Source organism: Collinsella aerofaciens, from assembly GCF_039062315.1.
Taxonomy (GTDB): Bacteria; Actinomycetota; Coriobacteriia; order Coriobacteriales; family Coriobacteriaceae; genus Collinsella; species Collinsella aerofaciens_BG.
In genome coordinates this window covers 37287-52108 of record NZ_JBCJBG010000001.1, presented here as the reverse complement: position 1 = coordinate 52108, position 14822 = coordinate 37287, and the positions used below count along the sequence as shown (strand labels likewise).

The following is a 14822-nucleotide window of genomic DNA, read 5'->3' as shown; positions in this document are numbered from 1 at the left end:
GTCATGGAGAAGCATAAAGTGATCTGCCCGTACTGCGGCGCCGGTTGCCAGTTTAACCTCTTGGTCCAAAACGGCCAGGTTGTGGGTACCGAACCGCTCAACGGCATCACCAATCAGGGCGAGCTGTGCCTTAAGGGCATGAGCGGCTACGACTTCATCAACGACACCAAGATCTTGACTCCTCGCGTACTGCACCCGATGATCCGCCGCACCAAGGGCGCGGATCTTGAGCGCGTAAGCTGGGACGAGGCACTGGATTTCACCGCATCTAAGATGCAGGCCATAATTGACGAATATGGTCCTAACGCTGTCATGACCACCGGCTCCTCGCGAGGCGGCGGCAATGAGGCGAATTACGTCATGCAGAAGTTTACGCGTGCGTGCATCGGCACCCACAGCGTAGACAACTGCGCCCGTACTTGACACGGCCCTACTGTCCTCGGTCTGATGGACACGGTTGGTTCAGGTTGCATGTCATGCTCCATCCCCGGTATGGAGGATGCGGGCTGCATTTTCCTCTTCGGCTATAACCCTGCCGATTCGCACCCCATCGTCGCAAGGCGTATCGTGCGAGCCAAAGAAAAGGGTTGCAAGATCATCGTCGCCGATCCGCGCCATATCGAAACCGCGCGTATCGCCGATCTCTACCTTCCGATCAAGAACGGTTGCAACGTCGCGTTCCTCAACGCCTTTGCCAACTGCTTGGTCAACGATGGCCTCTACGACAAGGAATTCGTCGCCGAGCATACGAACGGCTTTGACGAGTGGTGGGAGACCATCAAGAACTACACTCCCGAATCCGTACAGGACATCACGGGTGTCGAGCCCGCGTTGATCCACCAAGCTGCCGAGATGTACGCCACGGCGAAGCCTTCTGCCATCATTGGCTGGGGTATGGGCGTATGCCAGCAGAAGCAGAACCTGAAGACGGTGCACACCATCGCCTCCATCGCCTGCGTTGCCGGCCAGATCGGCAAACCCAATTCCGGTCTCGCGCCCGTGCGTGGCCAGAATAACGTCCAGGGCTCCTGCGATATGGGCATGCTGCCCAACCTGTACCCTGGCTACCAGAAAGTCACCGACCCGGCAGTGCGTGCCAAGTTTGCCAAGGCTTGGGGCGTACCCGAGGAAAAGCTCCCGCTCGAGGAAGGCTACAAGCTCACCGACCTGGGCCACCTGGTCGACGAGGGCAAGGTGCACTGCTTCTACAACTACGGCGAGGACCCGGTGCAGACCGAGCCCGATTCGGCCGGTATGCGCAAGACGCTCTCCGAGCTGGATCTGTTCATTTGCCAGGACATCTTTATGACGCAGACGACCATGCTCGCCGACGTCATCCTGCCTGCCACCTCTTGGGGCGAGCACGAGGGTGTCTTTACCGCATCCGACCGTAGCTTCCAGCACTTTGACGCGGCCGTTCCGCCCAAGGGCGAGTGCCGTCACGACTGGGAGATCTTCGCGGACCTGTCCACGCGCATGGGCTATCCCATGCACTATGACAACACCGAGCAGATCTGGAACGAGTGCATTAGCCTGTGCCCCAACTTTGTGGGCGCGACCTACGAGAAGATGGCTCCCGAGGGCGGTTACGCCCAGTGGCCGGTCAAGAGCACCGATGTGAACGACCACGGCACGGCCGACATGTTCGCTGGTGGCAAGTTCACCACCAAGGACGGCCGCGCCAACCTGATGGCGCACGACTGGGAGGCGCCCTCCGAGCTTCCCGACGATGAGTACCCGCTCATCCTGTGCACCGTCCGCGAGGTCGGCCACTACAGCTGCCGTTCGATGACCGGCAACTGCAAGACGCTGGCGCTGCTTGCCGACGAGCCCGGCTTTGTCCGCATGAATCCCGCGGACGCCCAGGCGCGCGGCATCAAGAACGGCGACATCGTCTCGATTCACAGCCGCCGCGGCCAGGTATATAGCCGCGCCGACGTGAGCGACCGTATCAACAAGGGCACGGTCTATATGACCTACCAGTGGTGGATCGGCAAGTGCAACGAGCTGACCATGCACAAGGTCGACCCGGTCTCGCATACGCCCGAGGACAAGTTCTCCGCCTGCCAGGTCGACGCTATCGCCGACCAGGTCTGGGCCGAGGGCGAGGTCGAGCGTCAGTACACCGAGCTCAAGCAGGCTCTGGTGGACGCCGCCGCTCCCCAGGATGTTGAGCCCGGCGCCGCCAAGTTCGACGACGAGACACACGTGAATCAAATCGTGTAGTCCCGTTCTCGTTGGCTTTTTGGGCCGGGCGTCCCGTACGTTCGGGAGCCCGGCCCGTTATTTTGAAAGGAAGTGGGGATGAACCGCTTCATCGACATCAACCCGGAGAGGTGCATCGGCTGCGGAACATGCCAGTCCGCCTGTGCCGACGCCCACCGGATGCAGGGTCTTCAGGATACGCCGCGTCTGGCGCTCGTGAAGACCGGCGGTATTTCGGCCGCCCTTGCCTGCCACCATTGCGAGGGTGCCCCCTGCGCCGAGGTCTGCCCGGTGAATGCCATCGAGCACGATGGCGATCGCATCCACGTCAAGGAGCAGGAGTGCATCGGGTGCAGGCTGTGCGCCATCGCGTGCCCCTTCGGAGCCATCCATCCTGATGGCACGTCTATCGCCGGTGTCGCAGGCATGTGCGACCCGACGCCTTCGTATCCTAAGTCCCTGAGCAGCCTGCTTACGTGGGCTCCCGGCCAGTACACCTGCGCTGTCAAGTGCGACCTGTGCGCCTTCGATCCGGACGGCCCGCATTGTGTGGCGGCGTGCCCCACCAAGGCGCTGACCGTCATGGGCGGCGCGGCCGATCGCGAGCTCGACGAGGCCAAGCGCCTGCGCTCGATCGAAAACGGTCCGGTCGTCGACGTTACCGCTGTGGCCCAGGGCCTGTCCGAGAAAGCAGAAGGGAGCGTAAACAATGGATAGCATGACGCTGTTTATCGCATCGCTTGCCGTCTCGTGCATCGGTGCGCTCGCCTCGGTTCTGCTGATTAAGGCCGACAACGCCGCCAAGACCGCCGGCTGCCTGATCGGCGCCGTCGCGGCCGTGCTGTCGTTTGTGGCCGGTGTCCAGGCCGTGCTGGGCGATGTCACGTCGGTCGACACCATCGTGTTCTTCCCGTTTGCCCATTTCCAGCTGCTGCTCAATCAGCTGTCCGGTCTGTTCGTGTCGCTCATCTCGGTGCTCGCGTTTGCCGGTTCGATCTACGGTCTCAACTATTTTGATGAGTACCCGGGCAAAAAGGGCCGCGCCGGCTTCTTCTTTAACACCTTCGTGGCGTCCATGATGCTCGTCATCACCGCCGACAACGTGTTTTGGTTCCTGGTCGCCTTTGAGCTCATGTCGCTGACCTCGTACTTCCTGGTCGTGATCGAGGAGAACGAGAACTCCATCCATGGCGGTTGGCTCTACTTTGTGATCGCGCACGTGGGCTTTGTGCTCATCATGGCGAGCTTCCTCACCATGACCAACTGCGCCGGCGGCTCGTTTGCCTTTGCGGATTTCCGCGCCACGCAGTTTAGCCCCGCGGTTGCATCCGTGTGCTTCGTGCTCGCCTTCTTTGGCTTTGGCGCCAAGGCCGGTATCATTCCGCTGCACGGCTGGCTGCCCAAGGCACATCCCGAGGCGCCGTCCAACGTGTCGGCCCTCATGTCCGGCGGCATGATCAAGATCGGTATCTTCGGTATCCTCAAGGTTGGTCTCGACCTGCTCTCCGCCTCGGGCGTTCAGGTCTGGTGGGGCCTTATGGTCATGGTCTTCGGTGCGATCTCGTCGGTCCTCGGCGTGGCCTTCGCCCTGCAGGAGCATGACATCAAGCGCCTGCTGGCCTATCACTCCGTCGAGAACATCGGCATCATTCTGCTCGGCGTCGGCGCCTCCATGGCCGCCATGGCGCTCAACTCTGTCGGCATCGCCGTCCTGGCTCTGATGGCCGCCCTCTACCACACGTTTAACCACGCGATGTTTAAGGGCGAGCTGTTCTTGGGCGCCGGTGCGCTGCTGTACTCCACGGGTACCCGCAATATGGAGAAGATGGGCGGCCTGTTCCGTCGTATGCCGGCAACGGCCATCTGCTTCCTTATTGGCGCGCTTGCCATCTCGGCCATCCCGCCCTTCAACGGCTTTGTGTCCGAGTGGTTTACCTATCAGTCGCTGTTTAATGCCGCCATGCAGGGTGACAAGGCCGTCATGATCGTGGCCGTGTTCGCTGCCGTCGCGCTTGCCATTACCGGCGCGCTGGCTGTCACGTGCTTCGTCAAGGCCTATGGCGTCTCCTTTGCCTCCGCGCCCCGCTCCGAGGCCGCGGCCAATGCCAAGGAGGTTCCCGCCCCCATGGTGTTTGCGCAGGGCCTGCTCGCGGCCATCTGCGTCGTGCTGGGCATTGGCGCTCCCGTGATCGCACCCGTGCTGGTCGATGTCGCCGCGTCCGTGCTGCATCCGTACGGTGGCGTGTTTGCCGCCGAGGGCATGGAGCTCATGAACCAGTACTCCGGCGCTGCCACCTCCACGCCCGCGATCGCTATTGCGCTCGTGGTGCTCGTCGGCCTTGCCTGCGGCTATCGCAAGCTCAAGACCGTCGGTAAGGTGCAGAAGTCCCAGCCGTGGGCATGCGGCTATGCTCCCAACGAGCATATGCCCGTCGTGGCCACGACCTTTGCCTCCGAGGTGTCCTGGTTTATGCAGCCGCTCTACACGCTGCGCGACCGCTGCACGGCCGTCTGCTGGTCCATCGCGCACTTCTTCCAGAAGCTCACCGGTGTGGCCGAGGCTGTGGAGCCCGTACCCGACAAGGTTCTCGTCGATGCCCCGCATAAGGGTGTCGAAAAGCTCGCCGACCTCGCGACTAAGCTCGAGGGCGGCAACTACAGCATCTATATCTGCTACATCGTCGCGGCACTCGTGGTGTTCCTCGTGCTCGCCGTGCAAATGGGTTAAGGAGGGGAGAGCATGAACAACATCGTACTTGCCGTTCTGCAGGGCGTGGTCGTCATGGCCGTCGCGCCGTTCTTCTCCGGTCTCGGTCGCGTGATCCGCGCCAAGATGCACAACCGTCGCGGCCCCAGCATCATGCAGGACTACCGCGACCTGGCCAAGCTCTTTGCGCGCCCCGAGTCCCAGAGCGAGGACGCGAGCTTTGCGCTGCGCATTATGCCGCCGCTGTTCTTCGCCGTCGCCTTTATGCTCGCGATGGGTCTGCCGCTTTTTACGGCACAAAGCCCCATCCCGGTCTTTGGTGACGCCATCACCATCATGTACAGCCTGGCGCTCGCCCGCTTCTTTTTCGCCCTTTGCGGCGTGGATTCGTCCAACGCCTACGCCGGTATCGGCGGCGTCCGCGAGCTGCTCATGAGCGTGCTCATCGAGCCGTCCATGCTGCTGGCGCTGTTTGCCGCCGCCCTGGTGTGCGGCTCCACCGACATCGCTACCATGGGTCAGCACATCATGACGGGCGCGATCGATGCGCCGGTCGCCGTGATCCTCGCCGGCATCGCCTTTGCGATCGCCTGCTACATGGAACTCGGCAAGCTGCCGTTTGATCAGGCAGAGGCCGAGCAAGAGCTCCAGGAAGGTCCGCTCGCCGAGCTTTCCGGCCCGTCGCTTGCGATGGCCAAGCTCGCCATGTCCATGAAGCAGGTCCTGGTCGTCGCCTGGTTCTGCGCGATCTTCGTCCCCTGGGGCGAGCCCGCGACCATGGGCGCCGCCGCCGTTCTGGGCGCGGTCATCTTCCTGGTGAAGTGCCTGATCGACTTTGTCGTATGCGGCGTGATCGAGAACTCCTGCTCGCGCTCGCGTTTTAAGGTGCTCGGCAATCAGACCTGGGCCGTCGTGGGCATCGCCGTTCTGGCGTTTGTCTTCGTGGTCGTCGGCGTGTAGGAGAAGGGAGAAACAATGTCATTTGCAGTCAGTCTGTCCCTTCTCGGCTTGGTCGCTATCGCGGCCCCGATGGTGGCCTCGGTGCTCGTCGCCCTGTTCCCCCGTCCGTACGCCAAGTGGTTCAGCGTTTTGGGTGCCGCCGTCTCGACGGTCTGCACCATTGCCCTCGCCGCGAATTTCGCTGGCGCCGGCATGCCCGACACGCAGGTCCCCCTGATCTCGTTTGGGCAGACCCTCGTCATGGGATTCACCTTCGATCGCATGAGCACGCTGCTCGCGCCCGCCTTTGTGGGTATCGGCCTGCTTGTCGTGATCTATTCGATCCCCTATATGAGCGAGAATAACCGTGAGCATCCCGACGCGCCGCGTCGCCGCTTCTACGCGTACCTCGCGACCTTCATCGGTGCCATGGCCGGCCTCGTGTACAGCTCGACCCTTTTGGGCCAGCTCGTGTTCTTTGAGATCACGGGTGCGTGCTCTTGGGGCCTCATTAGCTACTACATGACGCCTACGGCCAAGAAGGCCGGCATGAAGGCCCTGATTATCACGCATATCGGTGCGCTCGGCCTGTATCTGGGCGCCGCTATCGTGTTTGCCCACACCGGCACCTTCGCCATTACCGCGATTGCCGGCCTCGACGCCAAGCTCAAGGCCATCGTCCTTTTGCTCGTGCTGTTTGCGGCCTGGGCCAAGTCCGCACAGGTTCCCATGTACATGTGGCTGCCTTCGGCCATGGAGGCGCCGACGCCTGTTTCGGCCTACCTGCATGGTGCCTCGATGGTCAAGGTCGGCGTGTGCGTGTTCGCGCGTGCACTCGTCTCTGCCGGCGAGATTCCCGAGATCGTGGGCTGGGTCGCCATTGTCGACGCCATGGTCACCATGCTCTTTGGTTTCCTGATGTACCTGCCGCAAAAGGACATGAAGCGCCTGCTGGCCTTCTCGACGATCGCCCAGCTCTCCTATGTGTTCTTTGGTCTGGGCCTTTCGGTCTTTGGCAGCCAGCTGGCCTTTGATGGCGCCGTGTGCCACATCTTTAACCACGCTTTCGCCAAGACGCTGTTCTTCCTGATCGCCGGTTCGTTCTCCTTTACGCTCGGCACGCGTATGCTGCCCAAGCTTCGCGGCATCGTAAAGAAGTACCCGATCTCGGGCGTGGGCTTTGGTGTCGCGGCGCTCGCCATTGCCGGCGTGCCGCCCATGAACACGTTCTTCTCGAAGTTCCAGATCATCGCCGGCGGCTTTTCTGTGGGTGCCGGCAACGTCGCGATCCTGGTGCTCGTGTGCATCATGGTCGCCGAGACCGTCGCCACCTTTGCCTGGTTCCTCAAGTGGATGGGCTATTGCCTGCCCGGCGAGCCGAGCGAAGAGGTCGCTGCGGGTGCCCCGCTTCCCCGCGCGATGGCGTTCGTGTTCATCGTGCTCATCATCATGGTCATCGTCAGCGGCCCGCTTTCGGCCAGCTGGATCGGTTAGGAGGTAGAACGACATGGGTTATTCGATCGTCAACATCCTTGGCGGCCTTCTGATCGTCACGTCCACCATGGTGGTTGTCTCAAAGAACATCAAGCACGCCATCAGCTGGTATGCGGTGCAGTCGCTGGTGCTCGTGGGGCTGCTCGCTACGCTCGGTGTTACCACCGGTGCGCAGGAGCTGCTTATGTGGGCTGGATCTGCCTTTATCACTAAGGTCGTCCTGGTCCCTTACATCCTCAACCGCGCATACAAGAAGATGGGCGAGCCGAGCGACGCATCGCTCAAGGCCGGCCTTAAGCCCGCGTGGGCCATTTGCATCATCGCCGTCGAGGTCGCGATCTGCTTTGCCGTCGTGACGCAGATCAGCCTGCCCACGGCCGAGGTCGCAACGCCTGCGCTCGCTATTAGCTTCGCTCACTTCTTTGTGGGCCTCACCTGCATTATTTCGCAGCGCAACATCATGAAGCAGATCTTTGGATACTGCCTCATGGAAAACGGCAGCCATGTGACGCTCGCGCTTTTGGCCCCCACCGCTCCCGAGATCATCGAGATCGGTATCGCCACCGACGCCATCTTTGCCGTCATCATCATGTCCATCGTCGTGCGTCGCATTTGGGACGACTCCCACTCGCTCGATGCGCGCGACCTGTCCGAGCTGAGGGGGTAGTCCATGGAAACGTTGATTCTCGCCCTGCTCGCGACTCCTTTGGTGTTCTCGCTGGTCATGGCGTTTTTGCCCAAGAACACGTCCTATAACGTGTTTGCCGGTCTCAACCTGGTCTCCGTCGCAGCCGTCCTGGTGCTGTCGATTGTGACGGCCGGTGACGTCCTTATGAGCGGCGACACCGCGAGCGCTCTTGGCCTGTGGTTCCACCTCGATTCGCTGGGCGCCATCTTTGTGCTGCTCATCGGCTTTATCGGTTTTCTTACCGGGCTGTTCTCACTTCCCTATGTAAAGGCCGATATCGAGGAGGGCTCCATGCCCGCCGAGCGCGCCAAGCAGTATTTTGCGCTGTTTAGCCTGTTTGTGTTCACCATGCTGCTCGCGTGCCTGTCCAACAACATGATCCTCACGTGGGCCGCCGTGGAGGCAACCACGCTTTCCACCGTGTTCCTGGTGGGTATCTACAAGAACAAGACGGCCCTCGAGGCTTCTTGGAAGTATGCGATGGTCTGCACCGCCGGCGTGGCCTTTGGCCTGTTCGGTACGCTGCTGATCTACGCCAATGCCGCCGACGTGATCCCCAACGCCCACGAGGCCGCGTTCCTGTCGTGCGTGCTGCCGTATGCCGACCAGTTCGACCCGACGCTCATGCGCCTCGCCTTTGCGTTTATCGTGATCGGCTTTGGCACCAAGGCCGGCCTTTTCCCCATGCACACTTGGCTGCCCGATGCCCACTCCCAGGCCCCGAGCCCTGTCTCGGCCCTGCTTTCGGGCGTGCTGCTTAAGTGCGCCATGCTTGTGATCATGCGCTTCTACGGCTTTACCATCCAGGCCGTGGGCGCCGAGTATCCGCAACTTTTGCTGTTGATCGTCGGAACGCTGTCCATTTTGGTGGCGGCACTTTCGATGTTTCGCCAGGACGACCTCAAGCGCCGCTTTGCGTACTCGTCTGTGGAGAACGTGGGCGTTATTGCCCTGTGCCTGGGTATCGGTGGCCCGCTGGGTATCGCCACGGCCCTGCTGCACTGCGTGTTCCACGGCTTTACCAAGACGCTTGCCTTCTGCGTGTCCGGCAACATCCAGCACGCTTTTGGCACGCGTAGCCTGGCCAAGATCCAGGGCGTCGTCGAGGTTGCCCCCGCAACCGCCGCGCTCGCCGTCCTGGCGCTGCTCGGTCTTGGTGCCTTCCCGCCCTTTGGCATGTTTATCTCCGAGTTCCTGACTTTTGTCGCCGGTGTTACCGCCGGTCCCATGTGGCTGGTCGTCGTGGTCGCCCTCGGTCTTACCGTGGCCATCTCCGCGCTCACCCGCATCGCACTCAAGTCGGTATTCGGCCATGCGCCCCAGGGCATGGGCAAGCATGAGGCCCCGGCGCTCATGCTTATCCCCGAAATCATCCTGGCTGTCATGATCTTGTGGTTTGGCATCGCCACCCCGCTGCCTCTCGTGCACGGTGTGGAGACCGCGACCGGCATCGTGCTCGAGCAGAGCACCGAGGAACTTCACGCGACGCCGATGTACCGCGCTGTGTTCGGTACCGAGACCGCTCAGAGCGAGGTGGAGTAACGAATGATTGAAACTGAGAACAAGGTGTATGCCCGTCGCTGCGAGAGCCATGTCGAGGCCCTGCGCCGCGCCGTTCCGGGCTGCATCGAGAAGGTCGAGTGGCAGTGCGAGGACCAGCTGACGATTACCGTCAAGCAGGACAAGCTGCCCGAGGCCGTCCACTACCTGTACTACGAGCGCTACGGCTGGATTCCCGTGATCATCGGCAACGATGAGCGCAGCCTGTGCGGTCGCTATGCCGTGTACTACGTCATCTCCATGGAGGGGGAGGACCCCGGCTGGGTGACCGTCCGCGCCGAGGTCGATCCTGCCAAGATGACGTTCCCGTCCGTGACGCCGTTCGTCCCCGCCTGCGTGTGGGGCGAGCGCGAGCTTCGCGACATGTTCGGCCTGATTCCCGAAGGCCTGCCCGACCGTCGTCGCCTGGTACTGCCCGACGATTGGCCCAGCGGTCTGTATCCGCTGCGCAAGGACTCCATGGACTACCGCTTCCGTCCCGCTCCCGCGAGTGATATGGAAAACTACGAGTTCTTGGCCGATACCAAGGGCAAGGAGACGACGCTTGTCCCCATGGGCCCGTTGCACATTACCTCCGACGAGCCCGGCCACTTCCGCCTGTTCGTTGAGGGCGAGACGATCGTCGACGCCGACTACCGTCTGTTCTACGTGCACCGCGGCATGGAGAAGGTCGCCGAGACGCGCTTGAACTATGACGCCGTGACTTTCCTCGCCGACCGCATCTGCGGCATCTGCGGCTGCGCCCACTCGGTGGCCTACGCCGAGGCCGTTGAGCGCGCCCAGGGTATCCATGTCCCGCCGCGCGCCCAGTATATCCGCGCCATCATGCTCGAGGTCGAGCGCCTGCACTCGCATCTGCTCAACATTGGCCTGGCGTCGCACTACACGGGCTTCGACTCCGGCTTCCAGCAGTTCTTCCGCGTCCGCGAGAAGTCCATGGACCTGGCCGAGAAGCTCTCCGGTCACCGCAAGACCTACGGCCTCAACGTGATTGGCGGCGTGCGTCGCGACATTTTGGCCGAGCAGAAGCTTTCCACGCTCACGACCATCCATCAGCTGCGCTCCGAGGTTCAGGAGCTCGTCGACGTCTTGCTCTCCACGCCCAACTTTATCGAGCGTACGAGCGGTATCGGCATTCTGGACCGCAAGATCGCACGCGACTTCTCGCCGGTTGGCCCGCTCATGCGTGGCTCGGGCTATGCCCGCGACGTGCGCTTTGACCATCCCTTCGATGGCTATGCCGATCCGGACGTCCAAAAGATGCACGCCGCTACGGCCGACACCTGCGATGCCTTCGGCCGTACCGCCGTTCGCATCCAGGAAGTCTACGATTCGATCGACATGATCGAGACCATGCTCGAGAACTGCCCGTCGGGCCCCATCCTCACCACGGATTGGGAGTACACCCCGCACAAGTACGCTATCGGCGCCACCGAGGCGCCGCGCGGCGAGGACGTGCACTGGGCCATGCTCGGTAATAACCAGAAGTGCTACCGCTGGCGCGCCAAGGCGGCCACGTACAGCAACTGGCCGGTCCTGCGTTACATGTTCCGCGGCAACACCGTGGGCGACGCGGCGCTGATCGTCGGATCGCTCGACCCGTGCTACTCCTGCACCGACCGCGTGACGGTGACCGATGTCGCTGCCAAGCGCGACCACGTGCTCGACAAGGAGCAGTTCGAGAACGTCTGGCGCGACAAGTCGCCGCTTGCGGGCGAGGGCACCATGGCCGCTCCGCTCGATGAGGAGGCGCTCTAATATGCTGAAGCTTTGGAAGGTTAACGCCAAGGCAGGCGACGCGACGGTCAAGTACCCGTTTGCGCCGTTCCCCACCAACAAGGACATGCGCGGCAAGCCCGAGCACAACGCCGAGCTCTGCATCGCCTGCGGTGCCTGCGGCGTGGCGTGCCCGGCCGATGCCATTCGCATGGACACCGACCTTGCGGCCGATACCATCACCTGGTCGATCGACTACGGTCGCTGCATCTTCTGCGGTCGTTGCGAGGAAGCCTGCCCCATGGAGGCCATCAAGCTCACCGAGGAGTTTGAGCTGGCCGTCATGAGTAAGGACGACCTCACCAGCAAGAGCGTCTATACGCTCGAGCACTGCTCGCGCTGCGGCAAGCCGTTTGCCCCGCACAAGGAGATCGACTACGCCAAGCGCCTGCTGCAAAAGGCCGGCGGCATGGAGGCCGAGCAGGCCGCCCGCACCGTCGGTATGTGCCAGGAGTGCAAACGCGAGCTCGACGCCCTGCGCGCCGCTTCGGCCGTAAAGACCGGCAACGCTGCCGGCATGGCTGCCAACGAGACGCTTGCGTCCGGCGAGCCCCAGGGCCCCGGCATGGAGTACCTGGGCGGCCACGGCGTGAACCCGGAGTATATCGACCGCGAGCTCAACCCCGATGCGCCCGAGATTCCCGCCGGTCCGGCGCCGGTCGAGGGCATCATCATGGATTTTGATACGAAGGAGGAGTAACCATGGCCGAACCCACGCTTTTGCCCGAGCGGCTTCAGTACCGCCCGACCAAGATCGAGCTCGACGAGAGCATCGAGAAGGCCAAGGCGACCCTTCTTAAGAAGATCAAGCGCTCGGTGTACGTCTACCGTGTTGACTGCGGCGGCTGCAACGGCTGCGAGATCGAGATCTTCGGTTCCATCACGCCCGTCTTCGACGTCGAGCGCTTTGGCATCAAGGTCGTGCCCTCGCCCCGTCACGCCGATGTGCTGCTGTACACCGGCGCCGTGACGCGTGCCATGCGCATGCCGGCCCTGCGCGCCTTTGAGGCCGCACCCGATCCCAAGATCGTGGTGTCCTATGGCGCGTGCGGCTGCACGGGCGGCATCTTCTACGACAACTACTGCGTCTGGGGCGGCACGGACAAGATCTTGCCGGTCGATGTCTACATCCCCGGCTGCCCGCCCAGCCCCGCGCAGACCATCTACGGCTTTGCCATGGCGCTCGGTCTGCTGGACCAAAAGCTCCATGCCGAGACCACGGTGGAGGCCGCCGGCGAGCAGGCCGATATCCTGCACCCCGGCGTGCCGTACAAGCTGCGCGTTGCCATCGAGCGCGAAGCTCGCGCCATGAGCGGCTATCGTTACGGCCGCGACCTGGCCAACGAGTTCATGGATACGCTCGAGGGCGCGCCCAAGGGCGATATCCGCGGTGCCATGGCGCTGCTCATCGACAAGCAGGACGATCCACGCCGCGTCGAGGTGTACTCGGCGCTGCAGGATCTGGTGCTGGCCGGAGGTCGCTAGATGGAGCTCACGGACCGCTCTGGTTACTTTGCGGGTCCCGGCATGCTCGGCGGCTCCTTTGGCGATGCCTCACGCGCAAGCGACGAGGCCGCCGAGGGCGTCGCCGACCCCTGCCTGGACCACGCGCCCGACCAGGTGGTCTTCTACGAGCTCACGCGTAAGTTTGTGGAGACCGAGGAAGACGTTCCCCAGGAGGCCTGCGACGTGCTGTACTACACGCTCGCCGTGGGCCACCACACCGGCGTGCTCGACTGCTTTGAGCCGCGCCTGTCGGTGCCGGTGGATGTGTTCTATTCGCTCGTCGACGCGTTGCCGGAGGGGGAGGCCAAAACCAAGTTCGAGGCCATCCGCTCCTTTGGCGAGTGCCAGCTTGACAAGGCAGCGGTGCCGTCGCTGCTCGAGGCCTGCGACACGCTGCTCGACGAGCGCGGTTTTCGCGGGTCGGCCAAGGCCGGCATCTCGGTGTTCGACGACGACTTTGGCCTGCATGCCCAGCAGGTCGCATTCTTAATGAAGTTCCGCGATCTGGTGGAGCGCGTGCGCGATGTGTCGGGCGTGTATCTGACGGGGAGGTTGCAGTAATGGGTCGCGTTGTGGATGGTCGTGTGAACGGCGCCCCGTTTGCGGGTATCGTGCTCACGGCGGGAAGCGTGCTGCGTGCCGACGATGCTGCCGGCCCCGTGCTCTCCAAAAAGATGGAGGACGCGCCGCTTGCCGGTTGGTACACCATCGACGGCGGGCAAACGCCCGAGGACGACATCATCGAGGTCAAGCGCGAGCGTCCGCCTCGCCTAGTCTTGGTCGATGCCGCCGACATGGCACTGCCCGTCGGGTCCATCCGCTTGCTCGACAAGCGCGATGTGGCCCGCAAGTCGATGTTCACCACGCATTCGCTCCCTTTGTCGATTCTGATCGAGGAAATCGAGCAATCGTGCGAAGATATCGTCTTCATAGGGATTCAGCCGGGCGATACGGAGTTTTACAACCCTATGTCCCCGGAGGTCTTTGACGCCGTCGACGCCGTGTACGACGCCGTGGCCGCCAACGACTTTTCCCACTTTGTCCGCTTGGGACAAGAGCAATAGGAGCGCTTGTCCCTGCTGATTAGGAAAGAAGTGATTGACATGGCAGATTCCAAGGCAGAATATCCCGCTCCCGATTGCCTGGCGCCCGCCGCGATCGAGGCCAAGACCGAGGCCGCCGGCGTGACCAAGGCCAACCTGCCGGTCGCTAAGGCCTTTCTGTTGGCGATGTTCGCCGGTGCGTTCATTGCCTTCGGCGGCCTGTTCTTTACCGTGTTCTTGAGCGATAGCACGCTGGGCTGGGGCGCTCAGCGTGTCGTGGGCGGCCTGTGCTTTTGCCTGGGCCTGGTGCTGGTGCTGGTGTGCGGCGCCGAGCTGTTCACGGGCAATTCGCTTATGGTCTGCGCGCTCAAGAGCAAAAAGATCACTCTGGCTCAGATGCTCAAGGCTTGGGTCGTCGTATGGGTCGGTAATTTTGTCGGCGCCCTGTTCATCGTCTTTTTGGTGTACATGGCCGGCATTTACAAGCTCAACGGCGAGGCGGTCGCCAATTCCATGGTGAGCGTCGCCGCCGGCAAGGTGACGGTCGACTGGGTGACGATCTTCTTCCGCGGCATCCTGTGCAACATCTTTGTGTGCCTGGCCGTGTGGATCGGTACCGCCGGCAAGACCGTGGTCGATAAGGTCGTGGGCATTCTGCTGCCCATCGCCGCCTTTGTGGCCTGCGGTTTTGAGCACTGCGTCGCCAACATGTACTTTTTGCCCATGGGCGCCGTGATGCATGCATGCGGCTACGGTGCCAAGGTCGCCGGCGCCGATGCGCTCAACGCCGCGGGCATTGCGTTTAACCTGTCCGCTGCCACGCTGGGCAACATCGTGGGCGGCGCGGTTCTGGTCGCGCTCGGCTACTGGTTTATCTACGCCAAGAAGTCCGAGGCGTAAGGTA

The 14822-nt window shown here is 62.5% G+C and carries 13 protein-coding genes; all 13 read left to right on the top strand.

All coding sequences use genetic code 11. The annotated features are described in order from the left end of the window. Positions 1–3 precede the first annotated feature (3 nt). Entirely contained in the window at positions 4–2226 is a 2223-nt protein-coding gene (gene fdhF / locus ABCP74_RS00210; RefSeq protein WP_226790557.1) for a formate dehydrogenase subunit alpha, read from the top strand. A 78-nt stretch (positions 2227–2304) separates the two neighbouring features. Continuing rightward, a complete protein-coding gene (locus tag ABCP74_RS00205; protein ID WP_022095203.1) occupies positions 2305–2922 on the top strand; it encodes a 4Fe-4S dicluster domain-containing protein in 618 nt (205 codons plus the stop codon). After that, the gene (gene hyfB, locus ABCP74_RS00200) at positions 2915–4933 is read left to right on the top strand and encodes a hydrogenase 4 subunit B (protein WP_343001222.1); all 2019 of its coding nucleotides are present in this window, start codon (positions 2915–2917) and stop codon (positions 4931–4933) included. The genes ABCP74_RS00205 and hyfB overlap by 8 nt, the downstream gene beginning before the upstream one ends. A gap of 12 nt (positions 4934–4945) precedes the next feature. Continuing rightward, positions 4946–5872 carry a respiratory chain complex I subunit 1 family protein gene (locus ABCP74_RS00195; RefSeq protein ID WP_343001221.1) on the top strand — a complete coding sequence of 309 codons (927 nt, stop codon included), beginning with the start codon at positions 4946–4948 and terminating at the stop codon, positions 5870–5872. Positions 5873–5887: 15 nt separating this feature from the next. After that, positions 5888–7345 (top strand): hydrogenase 4 subunit D, encoded by a 1458-nt coding sequence (locus tag ABCP74_RS00190; RefSeq protein WP_343001220.1) that lies wholly within the window; start codon positions 5888–5890, stop codon positions 7343–7345. A gap of 13 nt (positions 7346–7358) precedes the next feature. Then, positions 7359–8012, top strand: coding sequence for a hydrogenase 4 membrane subunit (gene hyfE, locus ABCP74_RS00185; RefSeq protein ID WP_055286167.1), 654 nt, complete (start codon positions 7359–7361; stop codon positions 8010–8012). Positions 8013–8015: 3 nt separating this feature from the next. Then, on the top strand, positions 8016–9575 hold the full coding sequence (locus ABCP74_RS00180; protein ID WP_343001219.1) for a hydrogenase 4 subunit F: 1560 nt from the start codon (positions 8016–8018) through the stop codon (positions 9573–9575). A 3-nt stretch (positions 9576–9578) separates the two neighbouring features. Then, on the top strand, positions 9579–11351 hold the full coding sequence (locus tag ABCP74_RS00175; RefSeq protein ID WP_196031942.1) for a hydrogenase large subunit: 1773 nt from the start codon (positions 9579–9581) through the stop codon (positions 11349–11351). Position 11352: 1 nt separating this feature from the next. After that, positions 11353–12069 carry a formate hydrogenlyase complex iron-sulfur subunit gene (locus tag ABCP74_RS00170; protein ID WP_124786290.1) on the top strand — a complete coding sequence of 239 codons (717 nt, stop codon included), beginning with the start codon at positions 11353–11355 and terminating at the stop codon, positions 12067–12069. A gap of 2 nt (positions 12070–12071) precedes the next feature. Then, a complete protein-coding gene (locus tag ABCP74_RS00165; protein ID WP_022095195.1) occupies positions 12072–12854 on the top strand; it encodes an NADH-quinone oxidoreductase subunit B family protein in 783 nt (260 codons plus the stop codon). Then, positions 12855–13436: a formate hydrogenlyase maturation HycH family protein gene (locus tag ABCP74_RS00160; RefSeq protein WP_343001218.1), complete on the top strand. Its 582-nt coding sequence runs from the start codon at positions 12855–12857 to the stop codon at positions 13434–13436. It abuts the gene before it with no gap. Further along, entirely contained in the window at positions 13436–13939 is a 504-nt protein-coding gene (hycI, locus tag ABCP74_RS00155; protein ID WP_343001217.1) for a hydrogenase maturation peptidase HycI, read from the top strand. The genes ABCP74_RS00160 and hycI overlap by 1 nt, the downstream gene beginning before the upstream one ends. A 39-nt stretch (positions 13940–13978) precedes the next feature. Then, positions 13979–14818: a formate/nitrite transporter family protein gene (locus ABCP74_RS00150; RefSeq protein WP_343001216.1), complete on the top strand. Its 840-nt coding sequence runs from the start codon at positions 13979–13981 to the stop codon at positions 14816–14818. Positions 14819–14822 lie beyond the last annotated feature (4 nt).

Excerpts from the sequence above, each read along its gene's own strand:
- ABCP74_RS00150 (WP_343001216.1), top strand. The coding sequence starts at position 13,979 with ATGGCAGATTCCAAGGCAGAATATCCCGCTCCCGATTGCCTGGCGCCC.
- ABCP74_RS00165 (WP_022095195.1), top strand. The coding sequence starts at position 12,072 with ATGGCCGAACCCACGCTTTTGCCCGAGCGGCTTCAGTACCGCCCGACC.
- hycI (WP_343001217.1), top strand. The coding sequence starts at position 13,436 with ATGGGTCGCGTTGTGGATGGTCGTGTGAACGGCGCCCCGTTTGCGGGT.
- ABCP74_RS00170 (WP_124786290.1), top strand. The coding sequence starts at position 11,353 with ATGCTGAAGCTTTGGAAGGTTAACGCCAAGGCAGGCGACGCGACGGTC.
- ABCP74_RS00190 (WP_343001220.1), top strand. The coding sequence starts at position 5,888 with ATGTCATTTGCAGTCAGTCTGTCCCTTCTCGGCTTGGTCGCTATCGCG.
- ABCP74_RS00160 (WP_343001218.1), top strand. The coding sequence starts at position 12,855 with ATGGAGCTCACGGACCGCTCTGGTTACTTTGCGGGTCCCGGCATGCTC.
- ABCP74_RS00175 (WP_196031942.1), top strand. The coding sequence starts at position 9,579 with ATGATTGAAACTGAGAACAAGGTGTATGCCCGTCGCTGCGAGAGCCAT.
- ABCP74_RS00205 (WP_022095203.1), top strand. The coding sequence starts at position 2,305 with ATGAACCGCTTCATCGACATCAACCCGGAGAGGTGCATCGGCTGCGGA.
- ABCP74_RS00195 (WP_343001221.1), top strand. The coding sequence starts at position 4,946 with ATGAACAACATCGTACTTGCCGTTCTGCAGGGCGTGGTCGTCATGGCC.
- hyfE (WP_055286167.1), top strand. The coding sequence starts at position 7,359 with ATGGGTTATTCGATCGTCAACATCCTTGGCGGCCTTCTGATCGTCACG.
- ABCP74_RS00180 (WP_343001219.1), top strand. The coding sequence starts at position 8,016 with ATGGAAACGTTGATTCTCGCCCTGCTCGCGACTCCTTTGGTGTTCTCG.
- hyfB (WP_343001222.1), top strand. The coding sequence starts at position 2,915 with ATGGATAGCATGACGCTGTTTATCGCATCGCTTGCCGTCTCGTGCATC.